Origin of the sequence: uncultured Methanobrevibacter sp. (assembly GCF_902770715.1) — an archaeon.
GTDB lineage: Archaea > Methanobacteriota > Methanobacteria > Methanobacteriales > Methanobacteriaceae > Methanocatella.
Genome location: NZ_CACXTS010000032.1, coordinates 1 through 14,811 on the forward strand (window position 1 = coordinate 1; position 14,811 = coordinate 14,811).

Consider the following 14,811-nt stretch of genomic DNA (forward strand, 5'->3'; position numbering starts at 1 on the left):
TTTTTAGATATCTCTAATAATTCGTCTTTATTCATGGTACCTCGATATAATGCTTGAAAAGCGCCTATTTGACTAGTATATTATAATTGGGTGTATGTTTATACGATAGTAATAAAATAAAATAAAAAATGTGATCTACATCCTACCATGATTTAAAACTAGACGCCTTCAGACGTTGTAGTTGTTTTAATTTATAGATGATATGCTATTCATAAACAAAATAGAGATTATAACAACAATAAGTACTGATACGACAGCCATAATAATCATTGTTTTTGATTTTATGAATGATTTTTCGTTGTTTTCTTCTCTTGTGTCACTCTGTTGTTTAACATTCATCACCATCGAGTTTTGAGAGAATTCATTCTCTTTATTGTCCTCCTCAAAACTAAAACCTGTTCGTTTTTCTGTTTTTGACTGGTGGTCAGTTTTATTTTTTATGATGGCATAGTTGTTTTTTTGTTCTGGAGTTAAATTAAAATTAGATGAGGTACCGATTGATTTATTATCTGGTTGTTGATTGGTACTAATGTCAACGGTGTTTTCTTGCTGTGGTATTTGATTTGTTTCGTTTGATACACTGTTACCATTGTCACTTGTTGTACTATCTAAAGAATTGCTGAATGAACTTTCTTTTGTGTAGTTGTCCTTAGGGGGTTCATAGTAGTCAGATGCAATAGAAATTTGATTAGAAATACTTTGTTCCTTACTTGAATCTGAAATTTCTGATTTTTCGCTTTCGACAGTCTCTTCATTTAAAATTTCAGAGGCATCTTTGTTGAAGTAATTCACAAGTTCAGCGTTAGGATCTGTTTCCAAAACTTGGCGAGGTTGAGGCATTCCTGGTTTTGGTGTTTTTACAAGATGTTCTTGAACGGTTTCTGTAGCTACACTTATGTTTTTATCTAACTTTAAATCGTTGTCAGGAGATTTTTGCTCCTGGTTAGAGGTGGATTTTATTAATCTCTTATATTCTAGAACATAATCAACTACTTTGTAGTCATCAGCTAATTTTTTTAATGCTTCTTCATTTGTTGAAGGATTACCAGCGCTAGTACGATCCTTTACGGGAACACCTGCATCCTCGTATATAGCCTTTGCCAATTGCTTTGCTGATAAAATGTTAAACTTATAACCTACAATTTTATAAATTTTTTGTTCTAGTTCTTCTTTATTTGTAGCCATAAACAGTTACCTAATTGTGAAATAAAAATCCCTCTATATTTTATACTATACACATTATTAATTGTGTTTTTTACAGTAATTCTTTGATTAAGTTATCGCATTCTTTAATCCAAAGTTCATTCATTTTGGCAACTAAAGCCTCAAAACCATCATTCGTCTGTTTATCAGATAAATCGAAGGCTCCTTGGTGAATTGTATCGGAATTATTGAAAATGTAGGTTCCAGAAAGTACGATCTTTCCGTCCTTTTCTCCGTTAAATTTTTGAATAAAAATTTGCAAAAGAGCGTCGTTCTTTACATTCATTCTTGAATCAAATGCGTAATATTTTCCGTTGCTGTTATTTATTTTATTTTCTAGTGAGTTTTTAAGTTGGGTACTGAGTTCCTCTATCCATAAATTTTTGGATGTCATTGTAAGTTGACCTTGTGATTCCGAATAGTAGATTATACCATTCGAATTGATATAATCCGGCACAAATATTTGAATTAAAAGCTTTTTGCAATTGGTTGAACATATGTTTGAAATATTGTTTAGGGCTACACCTTCTAACTTATAGTATTTAGTTTTTTCTATAGGTGAGGAACATCCATTTATTACAAAAAATATAGATGTGCATAAAAGCATAGTTATAAATTGTTTCATAAATATAATCCTTTCGGTTTCCTTGAATGGAAAACCACTGTGGTAGCCTTTAAATGGTGTGTAATCACTTTTTCTTATTGACTGTTGGTTGTTCGTCCTTTGCATCATTTCCAAAAATGAACATGTTTGGTTTATCATTTGCCTGTTTGGTTAAACCATTGACATCCTTAAGGACCAGATTTAGTTCTCGTAAGGTTTTATTTAATTCCATGTATAAATTTGCGTTCCCGGAGTACGAATCAAGTACATTTTGAAGTTTTTCTAAAGTCTTGTTTATATTATCTACTAACGATTTTCTATTTTCATTTTTAGTTGTAGATTTAAGATTATCTGTAATAGCCTTGAGGTTATCCGCAGTCTTAATCATTTCCCCAAGTAGATTATTGAGATTATCAGAGATTGCCTTAATGTTAAGAGAGTTTAAATTATCTATAAACAACTCAATTTTTTCTGCCATCTCAATCACACCGGCAACTTTAGTCGGAATTACTCTGTATCCCTTATAAGTTGTAATTATTTCTTCATTTTCTGAATTGTTCTTTGTATCCATAACTAAATTGACAAACAAGTTATCTGTTAATAAATTGGATGATTCGAGAGTTCCTCTTAGTCCCTTTTTTATAGCAGATTCTATTTGTGCGATTATTTTTTCGTCAGGTTGATCATTACCATTGGTTAATCTTTCTTTTTGAATACGAATGAGAACTGGTATCTTTACTGATTCTTGTTCGTTCATTATGTATTCTGTGTCAAAAGGTGCGGAAACAACTTCTCCAATTTGTGTCCCGAGGTATTCTACACTTGCCCCTTTTGCTAATCCCTTTACTGATGATTTAAACAGTAAAATGTATTCTATGTAATCTTTATATTCTTTCAGCAAAGAACTCTTTTCACTGTCATACAGTTTAAATATATCTCCTTCTTGTACTCTTTCGCCAAGTTCTGTATTTGGTGGTACGGCAAACGAAATTCCACCTCTTACAAAATTATCAAAAGAAGCTACTTTTACATCTATTCCTGAGGGACCAAATGAAAAATCTAAAGCAGATGCAATCCAAAATTTTGTGTTGGTCGTGATAAGTTCATCGTAAGGACTGTATATGAAAATATCATGATTCATAATTCTGTCTTTAATAGAAAAATCAGAACTTGTTACTGTACCTACAATGAATCCTTTGTACGAGACTGGATCTCCAACATTAATTTTCTTTCCAACATTATCCTTTATTTTTAAATGAATTCCTTTGGTCTGACTATCGATTAATGATGGTTCATCTTTTAAATCAAATTTATTTATGAGTTTTTTTTGAGTTCCAGGTGCCAATTCGATATATACACCTGAAAATAAAGTATTTAATCCGGAAACACCTTGTAATCCTATTCTAGGACTTATAATAGCAAAAGATGCATCACTTACAAGAAGATTATTTGCATCCTTGTTTATCATTGCTGTGATAATAACTTTATCATATTTATCATCCAAACTAACTCGAGTTACTTTCCCAATTGTTACATCTCTAAATTTAATTACGGTCTTTCCTGCTTCTATGCCGTTTGCGCTGGATGAATATAAGTAAATAGTTTCTCCCAAGTTAGAATAATACCTTACTATCATCACAAATCCTATAAAGACTGCTACTATGGGAACTAGCCAAACTGAAGAAATATTTTTAATTTTTTGTTTTGATATTATCATTTTACATCCGACCATAATGTTCTTGGATCAAAACTGTTGGCTGCAAGCATTGTCAAAATTACAGTTGCACAGAAAGAAAGGGATGCAGTTCCCGGATATATGGATAAAACTTTTCCCATTTTTATAAGAGCAGAGAGAACGGCAACCACAAAAACGTCTACCATAGACCATTTTCCTATAAATTCTGTTATGCCATAAAGTTTAGTTTTGATTTTTAATTTTGCGTTTTTTTGTTTTGTAACAGAATAACATAATGCAAGCAGTACAGCTATTTTAAAAATTGGAACCATAATGCTAGCAATAAATATAATAAGGGCAATGTGATACGCGCCGGTATCCCACATAAATATTATGCCTTCAAAGATAGTTGCAGCCGAGTTCTTTCCCATTGAACTAGTTATCATAATTGGGAACACATTAGCAGGAATTAACATAATGGTTGCTGCGATAGCCAACGCTAGGCATTTTTGAATGGAATTTTTCTTTCTTACGTCTATTTTGGATTTGCATAAATAGCATCGTTTATCACTTATATGATTTATTGAATTACAGTTAGTACAAAGAATAAGATTGTTTTCTCCAGCATATTGTCCTATGTGTTTTTTTAAATCGTTGAAAATAGCGTGTTTATTGTTTAATTTTGTGAGTTTTGACCAAATATAGTTTTTATCAACAGAAGATACGGTTTTAACATAAAAGAAAAGAAACAGACAGAATGTGATAAATCCATCTCCGATTTGTAGTTCAACCATGGATACTAATTTTACCATGCTTACCAATATAGCTATCATAAACACCTCTACCATACTCCATTCTTTGAGATGGAAGAATAGTTTGATTAGTTTTTTAGCCATAAGGTTGTCTGATTTTTTTAATAGTATGCACCCATAAACAAAAATAATACAGAACAGACAAAGGATAGGAAATAGTTGCATATTGCAATATATGAAAACAGCAAGAAATTCATAATTATCGACAAACATGGAAGTGGCAGTTTCCATCAAGGTCATATTTGCTGTAATACCCATCTTGGTTATCCCAAGAAAGGGAAGAAGTTCAGAACACACAAATAGGAATACTGAGACACAGGCATAAATAAAAGGTATTTTTATTGGATTTTTTATTATGAAGGTAAGTGTGGAACCACATTTTGTACAGCACACTCGTTCTCCTTCTTCAATACCTTCTACCAATGTCAGGGTATCGCAATATGGACAAATTTCAAAATGTTCTTCTAACCTTTCCAAAATTCGTATTCTCTGTTACTCTGATGTGTTACATTAAGATTTACGTATTTTAAACTATTAAGACTAAACTACAAATGATTAAAAACAAAACTTGGGATGTTTTTTGTAAAATAATAGATAATTATGGAGATATTGGGGTAAGTTATAGACTTTCGAAAAATTTGGTTGAATTAAACCAGATAGTTAGGATGTTTGTATCTGAATTACATTCATTTAAGAAAATTGAGCCTAGAATTGACACTTCAAAATGTGAGCAAATTATTGATAATATTCAAATTATTCTTTGGGATAATTCAGCATGTTCTGTATCTATCCTAGATTCAATTGTACCTTCGGATATAATTATTGAGATGTTCGCCTGTAATCTTCCTGATAATTATATTTTTCATATCACTGATAAAAGTATTTGGATTAATTTGGAGTATTTAAGTGCTGAAGATTGGGTCGAAGAATGTCATGAAAAACTTTCTTTTTCCAATGGTCATTTCAAATATTTCTTTTTTCCTGGTTTTACAGATAAAACAGGAGGTTTAAATTTTGAACAGAACTTAATTACCAAACAAAGTCAGGGAAAGCAGATAATAGAAACAAAATACGGTATAGATAAGATTGTTTCGCGTAATACATTATGTTGCAGTATTTTTTGTTATGAAAATAAGACCATTTTGAGTTTGTTAGCCAATGTTGATGAGAATATTATATTTATAGTGCCAGAAGGTGTTTTTAGTGCATATCTGATGAGATATTCGGAACTGTATAGAATTACAGTCCTCGATGGTTCATTGATGGTTAATCAATTTGGTGTATACATAAAAATAATCCCTATGACTAATCAACATGATTATGATCAATTATTGATGAGTTGTGATTTGAATATAGTTAGGGGTGAGGATTCTTTTGTAAGAGCGCAAATTTTATCAACTCCTTTTTTTTGGAATATATATCAGCAGAAATATAATGCTCATTTGAAAAAATTAGATGACTTTTTGGAAAAATATAAAGTTTGTGTTGATGATGATCAACTTTTTGAATCGCTCGTATATATTTCTAATTCTCTAAATACTCCTACCTACGAGTACGATAATTCTATTTTTTATAAAGTTCATTTCATAAATATACTGCAAAACTTAGAAAAACTACAAAACAGTGCCACGAGATGGCAGAATAGAATAATGAAGATTGGAACTCTTGCACGTAATTTAATCTTATTTGCTCAATCGAGGGAAAAATAGTAAAATAGCACAACTGTTTTATTTTATTATTGGATGAGAATTTATTTATGAAAATAGCACAAGAAGTACGCGCCGGCAATGTTATCATGGTTGGTAAAGATCCTATGATTGTTCAGAAAAGTGAGTTTAACAAATCTGGACGTAATGCTGCAGTATGCAAAATGAAGCTTAAGAATTTGTTAACTGGTACTGGAACTGAAATAGTATTCAAAGCTGACGACAAGATCGAAGATATTATTCTTGAAAAGAAAGAATGTACATATTCTTATTTTGCTGATCCTATGTATGTATTCATGGATTCAGAATACAACCAGATTGAGGTAGAGAAGGAAAACTTGGGTGATGTTATTAACTATATCGTAGACGGTATGGAAGATGTTTGTCAGGTTACCTTCTATGAAGGAAGAGCAATTTCTGTAGAATTGCCAATTACTATCGTTAGAGAAGTTGAATATACTGAGCCTTCAGTAAGAGGAGATACTTCAGGAAGAGTTACAAAACCTGCTACATTGAAGGGTACAGGTTTCCAGGTTACCGTTGCTGATTTTGTTGAAACTGGTGATAAGATCGAAATAGATACTAGAACCAACGAATTCAAGAAACGTATAAAATAATCGTCATTTTTTTATTATTGTTAGAAAGGCATCAATCGTATGGTGCCTTTTTTTTGTGTGATTACTAATGTCGATTGTGAATTTATTAGCACAAACAGAATGAACTATGTTGCTATGATGATGAACGATGTCTAAAAATACGAAATTATGGTTTTAAAGAGTCTCTATTGGTTAATTTGCTACTTTAATAATTTTCTAGTTGGAATACCAAGCTGACTTTAATTTAATAAAAAATATTTACGTACTCAACTGTATACCAATAACACAAACAAGATCTCCAATAACGCAAAATGCGGAACTGACTTACTTATTGTTGATACCGTATGCTGTTACTTGATTTCTCCCATGTTCTTTTGAATAGTATAGACAATTATCGGTATTTACTAACCAATCCTGTGCTGATTCTATACTGCTCGTAAGTTGACATAAACCAACACTGAGAGTGAATTTTATAACTAAATCCTCATAATAAACTGTATGGGCTTCCACAGCTTTGCGAACTCTTTCGGCAACCATAATAGATTTTTCGATATCAGAATCAAGAAGTATAACAGCAAACTCTTCTCCGCCGTATCTGCCGGCAACATCTGTTGCACGTAATTGAGATTTGAGGATTTTTGATAGTGTCCTTAAAACTTCATCTCCTGCAGGGTGTCCGTAAGTATCATTAACCTTTTTAAAGAAATCTATATCCATCATCATCAGTGTAACATTGATAGATTTTCTCTTAAACCTATTGTACTCTTGAACTAAACATTCCTGCCAATAAGCTCTATTGTACAACTGTGTCAATCCATCAGTGATAGATAGTGCTCTTAATTTTTCGTTTGCGTCTTGAAGACCCAACTGGTTTGTTGCACTTTCTGTGACATCATAAATTATAATGCACACATGAGAAATAGTTCCATGTATTGAGCGTAGAGGCATTATTGTAATATTTTGATACATTATCGAGCTTAAACCAGTAAATGGCCTTGCTGCGGTAAATTTGAACAAAAACGGTTTTTGTTCCCAACTGTTGAAAACAGGACCTTGGAGTACTATTGCATCTTCAACTTTGTGCTTGAGCCAACTTTGGGGTAAATCAGGAAATGTTTCGAATATATTGTGATTATTAATTGCAACACCGTGGATACCACTATAGTTTTCCATAAAACCATTCCATAATTGTATGTTGTAACTTTTATCAAGCACTACCAGTCCAACGTCTAAAGATTGTAGAATGTCCATCAACCAATGAAAATCTTCAAGATCTAAAGCGTTGCCTGTCACAAAAGTATCCATCTCTAATTTTATCCCTAATTCTGCTTATTATTTTTTATATATAGCTTAAGCGTTTTTGTAATGATTTTATTGAATTTTCAGAAATCAAAATAATCATCTTGCATTTTATTTTATGATCCGGAATAGTATAGGTCAATTGAACATTTAATATCTGTTTGTTAATTAATTCTGGAGATACCAACTGAACTTTATCGCTTAACCTTACAATGGCTGGGTGAGCTCTACTGAACTGAGATCCTAGCAATTCTCCTATGCCGGACATTAGAGTTGTTATTATTAAATTGCTAAGTTCTATCATTGTGCCCTTTCTGCTAGATGATGTATCGTTTTCATCAACTAAAATATGTAAAAGATTATCTATATCTTCCTCTGTATAATACACCATTACTTCGCCGTTCATTTCAGAACCGGTGAATCCAGAGCTTATCAAAAGGTTAAAGTTTTCGTGGAGAAGAAAATATAATTCGTTGTACAGTTCTTTACCTGTTTTAAATGATACCACTGGTACAGGAAGGTTAATAAACAAATTTATCAGATCTGCCATTTGTTTTGCTGCTTGACCCATTGCAATGTTTACAACTTCTTGTAGTTTTTCTTGATAGGTAATAAGAAGTTGCTCATTCTCTTCATCAGTTGGGTTTAGTGTATCATTCTGCCCATCATCAGAATTAACAATATCAGCCAAACCAAAGTTTTTGAGCACAGTGTTAAGCTCATTGATATTGAGAGGCTTTTGAATAAAAGCTAAGGCGCCTAATGCTAATATTTTCTTCTTGGCGGACTCTTGAATATCTCCTGTTATAACAATAACTAATACATCAAGGTTTTCCTTTTGAATTACTTCTAATACTTGATATCCGTCCATATTAGGCATATTTAAGTCTAGGAACATCAACTCTCCGTATCCGTTTCTTATTAAATCCAAGGCCTCAACTCCGTCAGAGGCTTCTTTTAAATTTGTTCGTAGTTCCTGCGGAAGACTCTTTATTAGCTGTGATCTTGCAAATCTCGAATCATCACAAACAATAACTGATAAGCTCATAACATCCCATTTATATACAAATATCTATAGTAATTTTATCATTTTAAGATGTTTTATGATGAAAATCATTGGTTTTTTTATCCAATATGTACGTCAGATCAAATCTATTGCAGGGCCTACGCATGACCATCAGATTTATCTCTCAACTCTTCTGCTGCTTTTTTGAAAAATTTGTAAATTGTCGGAAATGATTTCCGATCATTTCTTTTCAGAGTCAAATTTGGCTCAATAAATATTTTTTAGTTAAGATTCATAAATCACGTTTCGTTCATGCGTAGACCCTGAATCTATTGCAATGCCTAAACATAACTATCTGAGTTATTTCGTATTTTTTAAGCAGTGAATTAAATTGTGACTGATATTATTAGTGCGAGTCTATGGAGTGGCTATTTCAATTAGTAAATATGCAACTTATTGACTTTCAATTTGAAAAAAAAATTATGAGATAATAGAAAAATGGAGCTTGGTGTATAGCTATTAATTATAGTTACAGTATGTTTTTTTGTTGTTAAATAAAGAGGTTTCATAAAAGTGTGCCATGTAGGCACACTTATTATTAATAGCAATATAATTATTACATTTGCAATAGAGAAATATCCGCTACATTTAAGAATAAATTTCTGAGATTTGATAGTATCGCTAAACGATTTATCTTTGTTTGTTCATCATCATCCATTACTCGTACATTATTAAAGAAATCATCGATTGGTTCTTTCAATGAGGATAATTTTGAGAGAATTGTTCCGTAATCCTTGTTATCAAAATACTCTTTTAGCTCCGATTTCAAACTAATAATACACTCTGCAAGGGATTTTTCTTGAGATTCTTTCAAGATATTTGAATTTATATTATTAGGTATTTCAGTTGTTAATTTTGTTAATATATTTGAAACTCGTTTGTTTGCTGCTACCAATGATGGTGCTGCAGAGGATGATAAGAACGAGTTAACAGCAACAACTCTTTTGTGGAAATCATAAGGTTCTGATGGTTTTCTTGCCAGTACCGCTAAGATTACATCAGTTCTTATTTCTTGATCTTGATAGTGAGCTTTAAATCTACCTAGAATATATTCAAAGACATCGGAGGTTACATTTGTATTGATTAATTTATCTCCGTACAGTTTTTTAGAATAATTAATCAAATCCAGTAGATCAAGTTTTAATTCCTTTTCTACAATAATTCTGATTACTCCAATAGATGCTCTTCTCAAACCAAATGGATCCTTGTCACCCTTTGGTGGCATATTTATGCCAAAAATACCAACTAGGGTATCAAATTTATCTGCCAAGCTTACAGAGTAAGAAACATCATTGGTTGGTAACTGATCGCCTGCAAATCTTGGTAAGTATTGTTCAAACAACGCAATCGCAACTTTTTCGTTCTCTCCATCGTGACGTGCGTAATGCATTCCCATTACACCTTGCGTATCAGTAAATTCCATTACCATATTTGTCATGAGGTCACATTTTGAAAGTAAACCAGCTCTAGCAGATAAATCAGCATCACCTTCGATTTTATTTGCTATGTAAGAAGCTAATTTGGAAATTCTTTCCGACCGCTCCTTTAAAGTTCCTAATTGTTTTTGGAATAGAACAGAATCCAAACTTTCTAAACGATTAATTAATTTTATTTTTTTATCAGTGTTAAAGAAAAATTCAGCGTCTGACAATCTAGGCCGAACTACTCGTTCGTTACCTTTTATAACTTGAGAAGGATCTTTTGATTCAATGTTTGAAATAAATATGAAGTTAGGCAATAACTTTCCTTCTTTGTTGTAAACAGGAAAATATTTTTGATCTCCCTTCATGGTGTAAACTAAAGCTTCAGATGGAACTTTCAAAAACTTTTCTTCAAAAGTCGCTGTCAATAAGCACGGCCATTCTACGAGAGATGTAACTTCATCAATCAATGATTCATCTAAATCTGCAGTACCGTTTAGTTTATTAGCCTCGTTAATGATACTTGATTTGATTATGTTTCTACGTTCATTATAGTCAGCAATAACATAATTCTTACGTAGTACGTCAACGTATTCATCTGCGCTAGAAAGAGTTATTTCTGGTGAACCCATGTATCTATGGCCGCGAATCGTTGTTGAAGATTCTACACCTAGAATATTTGCGTGAATTAACTGTTCTCCAAACAAAATACATACAGTGTGTATTGGACGTACGAACTCATATTTGGTATCACCCCAATGCATTAGCTTAGGAATTGGTAAACTTTTAATGGCATTGCTTGTGAATTCTGGTATAAGTTCTGATGTATTCTTTCCTGGAATATTAGCTTTGTATACTAACCATTCACCTTTTTCTGTTTTTAGAGTGTCAGCTTGCTCCACAGTAATTCCGTTTGACTTGGCCCAACCTTCTGCAGCAGGTGTTGGTTTACCGTTAATATAAGCGGCTGACAGTGAAGGACCTTTCTTTTCTATAATTTTATCAGGTTGCTTGGTAGCTGCATTTTTTATGATTACAGCCAATCTTCTTGGAGTAGCAAACCATTCTACCTTGTTGTAACTAATAGAATTGATTTGTAGATCCTTTTCAAAACTATTAGCAAAAGCTTCTGCTAATTTTTTTAATGCTTTTGGAGGTAATTCCTCTGTACCTAATTCGATTAATAAATTTTTATCTGTCATAACTTGTTAGTGGTTAAACATTTAAAGGTATAACCTTACTACTCCTTGCTGTTGTTTTTACACATAGGAAAACCTAATTTCTCGCGTGCTGCATAATAAGCTTCAGCAACTGCTTTAGATAACGTTCTGATTCTTAAAATGTATCGCTGTCTTTCTGTTACAGATATTGCATGTCTTGCATCAAGCAGATTAAAAGCATGAGCAGCTTTTAATATTCTTTCATATGCAGGGAGAGGAAGTTTATTTTCTAAATTTAACAAATAGTTACACTCTTTTTCATTTTGATCAAACCATTTAAATAGAAAATCAACATCCGCGTGTTCGAAGTTGTAAGTTGATTGCTCAACTTCATTTTGATGGAATATATCTCCGTATGTAACATCTCCATCTGGTCCGTGAGTCCAAATTAAATCGTAGATGCTGTTAACGCCCTGTATATACATTGCGAGACGTTCCAACCCATAAGTGATTTCTCCGGTAACAGGGAAGCATTCTAAGCCACCAACTTGTTGGAAATAAGTGAACTGACTTACTTCCATTCCGTTTAACCATATTTCCCAACCAAGACCCCATGCACCTAATGTTGGATTTTCCCAGTTATCTTCTACAAAGCGGATATCATGGATCGTTGGATCAAAGCCTAACTCTTTTAATGAATTTAAATACAATTCTTGGATGTTTTCTGGAGAGGGTTTTAAAACAACTTGAAACTGATAATAGTGTTGCAGTCTGTTCGGATTTTCACCATATCTTCCATCAGTTGGTCTTCTTGATGGTTGCACATAAGCGCAACGGTGAGGCTCTGGTCCAATGGCTCTCAGGAAAGTCATTGGATGTGAGGTTCCTGCACCTACTTCCATGTCAAAAGGTTGAGCAATGACACAACCTTGTCTCGACCAATAATCTTGTAATGTAAAAATCAACCCCTGAAATGTTTTTATATCATACTTATTAGGCATTTTTTAATCCAATTGATATGTTAACAGTAACCATAGTTTAATAATAAAATTAACATGAATTCTATCACATAATAGTTATTTAAACCAAAAATTAATCCGTTTAGTCTGTTAATCATGCCTATACATATGTATTATGTTTTTGCTTGGTGTATGTGTGCTCGGCGGTTTTAGATTTTATCTTGTCAAAAAAGAGGATTTTGATATTATTGAATTTGTATTTTAGGAAGGAGGCTTACAGATGGCTTTTAATTTAATATCGAAAAGCGGTTCTCCAGTGTTAACATCGCAAACGCTGGATGCAGCAAGGGATTATGACTTTAGTGATAACAATAGAGAAACCATGACAATGTCTGGTTTCTCTAACAAATTGATTATGCTGGTTGCAATTACTGCAATAATTGCAATGGCTCTGGTGAACGTTCTTGATGTTGGTTCATCAGTAATGTTGTCGTCAGTTTCAGCTATTGTTGGTTTTATTTTGGTTCTTGTTATGTCAATTAAACCAAATACCGCACCTTATATTGCTGTTCCTTATGCTGTTGCTGAAGGGTGTTTTTTGTCTGGGGTTGTTCTCTATGCAGAAACTCTGCTACCTGGTGTAGCTTTTAACGCATTGCTAGGAACTTTAGCGTTGTTGGTAGCTACTGTAGTATGTTACAGGACAGGTCTTATAAAGGTTAATGAAAAATTTCTTTCTATATTTAAGTTTGCTGTAGCTGGTGCTTTTGTTTATGTAATCCTTGGCTTGGTTTCATCTTTCTTTATGCAATCTGTCTATGAAGGTCTGTTTTCTTGGACAAAAGGTGGTTTATTAGGCATAGGTGTTTGCATTTTACTTATTGTATTCGGTGCTATGAGCTTAGTTTTGGATTTGTTTTTGGTTGAAGATGGTATTCAGAGAGGATTGCCAAAATCATATGAATGGTATTGTTCAATGAGTATACTAGTGACAGTTGTGTACATATACGTAAAAATATTAGAATTGATTATTAGAATTGCGTATTCATCATCGTCAGACTAGTGAATTGTTTTCTTGAATGGGATATTTAGATTATATGGCCGAATGATTTGATATCAATCGGCCATATTTGTATTGAGAATAGAAATTTGAAGGAAGAATAAAAAAATGTGGTATGACATTGTTATAATGAGAATTGGTTGAATATTTTGGAAATGTTGTTTACAGATAAATTGTTATTTTTGGATCTGTCGAGTGAAAAGATCAAGGACGGTTTAACATCCGAATGTTTAGGATTTGGAGTTGATGTTCGATAAAAGTTTAAGCTCTGTTAGGAAAGAATAAATAAGGATTGTAGTTAATTGAATGATGCTATAAAACGAGGTAAACATGTCAGTAGGTTGTAAATGGGCAGAAAAAAATCCTATTCTTCATGAATATCATAATCTAGAGTGGGGGCACCCTATAATTGATTCAATAGAATTGTTTGAAAGGTTGTGCTTACAATGTGTTGCTGCAGGTGGATTCAAAGGGAGAGAAAATAAAAAAACAAAAGAATTTGATATTGATGCAGCACAATTATCAGTGATTGAGGCTAGGGGTTTATACAGAGAGAAATTTCATAACTTTGATCCAAGAGAAATGTGCAAATTAACAGCTGATGATATTGATTCAATTGTTGAGAGCGAAATGGAAAGAGAAAGCGATTCAGATAGTTCTTTCAAAGGTTTGAGTAAGAATAAACAGAAATTAAAAGCTCTGATCAATAATGCAAAAGCTTTTATAAAAATGGAAGAAAATGGCGAGGATTTCTCTAAGTTTTGTTGGTCTTTCACCAATGATAAGATGATACTTGGAGGAACTAATTTGATAGATATTCCAAAATTCGCATCAGAGCTAAGTTCAGAACTGAAGAAGAAAGGATTTACGTATACGACTCCTTCAGTATGTTATGCGTTTATGCAAAGTGTTGGGATAATAAATGATCATTCCATAGACTGTCCTTTAAGGAATGAATGTATTGAAGAAGCGCAAATATTTGGTAAGCAGTAAAGATATTTGTTTTGATGATATGGATACACCTAAAAATCTATTGATTAAAACCGCAGAGTTAAGCGGTAATCTTGCGTATTATCGCAGTAAACACTTTTTATATTTAAGGAAAATGTTTAAAATTTGAACTAATATTCAATATTTAACAAAAAATCACTAAAAAGGTATTGCAAAGAAAAAAAAAGTTGGTAATATATGCACTCGTTGTCACGGCAAAAACGTGAAGTTCTTTAACAAAACAGTAAAGACAATCTGTG

Annotated in this window: 12 protein-coding genes; 4 read left to right on the plus strand and 8 right to left on the minus strand. The window is 32.6% G+C overall.

What is annotated here, in order from left to right; all coding sequences use genetic code 11:
• Positions 1 to 186 precede the first annotated feature (186 nt).
• The 4 genes from QZU81_RS08720 to QZU81_RS08735 all read right to left on the minus strand — a co-directional run bounded on the left by QZU81_RS08720 (position 187) and on the right by QZU81_RS08735 (position 4,771).
• A complete protein-coding gene (locus tag QZU81_RS08720; RefSeq protein ID WP_295591306.1) occupies positions 187 to 1,185 on the minus strand; it encodes a DNA polymerase in 999 nt (332 codons plus the stop codon).
• A 70-nt stretch (positions 1,186 to 1,255) separates the two neighbouring features.
• Positions 1,256 to 1,936 carry a membrane integrity-associated transporter subunit PqiC gene (locus QZU81_RS08725; protein ID WP_295591308.1) on the minus strand — a complete coding sequence of 227 codons (681 nt, stop codon included), beginning with the start codon at positions 1,934 to 1,936 and terminating at the stop codon, positions 1,256 to 1,258.
• Complete coding sequence (gene pqiB, locus QZU81_RS08730; RefSeq protein WP_295591310.1) at positions 1,893 to 3,524, minus strand: intermembrane transport protein PqiB; 1,632 nt, start codon at positions 3,522 to 3,524, stop codon at positions 1,893 to 1,895. Before pqiB ends, QZU81_RS08725 begins: the two co-directional genes overlap by 44 nt.
• Complete coding sequence (locus tag QZU81_RS08735; protein ID WP_295591312.1) at positions 3,521 to 4,771, minus strand: paraquat-inducible protein A; 1,251 nt, start codon at positions 4,769 to 4,771, stop codon at positions 3,521 to 3,523. Before QZU81_RS08735 ends, pqiB begins: the two co-directional genes overlap by 4 nt.
• 74 nt (positions 4,772 to 4,845) lie before the next feature.
• On the opposite strand from QZU81_RS08735, the gene earP reads away from it, so the two are divergent.
• Entirely contained in the window at positions 4,846 to 6,003 is a 1,158-nt protein-coding gene (gene earP, locus QZU81_RS08740) for an elongation factor P maturation arginine rhamnosyltransferase EarP (RefSeq protein ID WP_295591314.1), read from the plus strand.
• Positions 6,004 to 6,050: 47 nt separating this feature from the next.
• The gene (gene efp / locus QZU81_RS08745) at positions 6,051 to 6,617 is read left to right on the plus strand and encodes an elongation factor P (RefSeq protein ID WP_295591316.1); all 567 of its coding nucleotides are present in this window, start codon (positions 6,051 to 6,053) and stop codon (positions 6,615 to 6,617) included.
• 303 nt (positions 6,618 to 6,920) lie between these two features.
• On the opposite strand, the gene QZU81_RS08750 is transcribed toward efp, so the two are convergent.
• From QZU81_RS08750 to glyQ, 4 genes are all read right to left on the minus strand, one after another.
• Positions 6,921 to 7,901 carry a diguanylate cyclase gene (locus QZU81_RS08750; protein ID WP_295591318.1) on the minus strand — a complete coding sequence of 327 codons (981 nt, stop codon included), beginning with the start codon at positions 7,899 to 7,901 and terminating at the stop codon, positions 6,921 to 6,923.
• 34 nt (positions 7,902 to 7,935) lie between these two features.
• On the minus strand, positions 7,936 to 8,943 hold the full coding sequence (locus QZU81_RS08755; protein WP_295591320.1) for a response regulator: 1,008 nt from the start codon (positions 8,941 to 8,943) through the stop codon (positions 7,936 to 7,938).
• 574 nt (positions 8,944 to 9,517) lie between these two features.
• The gene (gene glyS / locus QZU81_RS08760) at positions 9,518 to 11,584 is read right to left on the minus strand and encodes a glycine--tRNA ligase subunit beta (protein ID WP_295591322.1); all 2,067 of its coding nucleotides are present in this window, start codon (positions 11,582 to 11,584) and stop codon (positions 9,518 to 9,520) included.
• Positions 11,585 to 11,622: 38 nt separating this feature from the next.
• Positions 11,623 to 12,543 carry a glycine--tRNA ligase subunit alpha gene (glyQ, locus tag QZU81_RS08765; protein ID WP_295591324.1) on the minus strand — a complete coding sequence of 307 codons (921 nt, stop codon included), beginning with the start codon at positions 12,541 to 12,543 and terminating at the stop codon, positions 11,623 to 11,625.
• 238 nt (positions 12,544 to 12,781) lie between these two features.
• Here glyQ and QZU81_RS08770 point away from each other — a divergent pair, with 238 nt between their 5' ends.
• Together QZU81_RS08770 and QZU81_RS08775 are read left to right on the plus strand one after the other, a co-directional pair.
• On the plus strand, positions 12,782 to 13,564 hold the full coding sequence (locus tag QZU81_RS08770; protein WP_295591326.1) for a Bax inhibitor-1/YccA family protein: 783 nt from the start codon (positions 12,782 to 12,784) through the stop codon (positions 13,562 to 13,564).
• A gap of 327 nt (positions 13,565 to 13,891) precedes the next feature.
• Entirely contained in the window at positions 13,892 to 14,554 is a 663-nt protein-coding gene (locus tag QZU81_RS08775; protein WP_295591329.1) for a DNA-3-methyladenine glycosylase I, read from the plus strand.
• Positions 14,555 to 14,811: the final 257 nt, after the last annotated feature.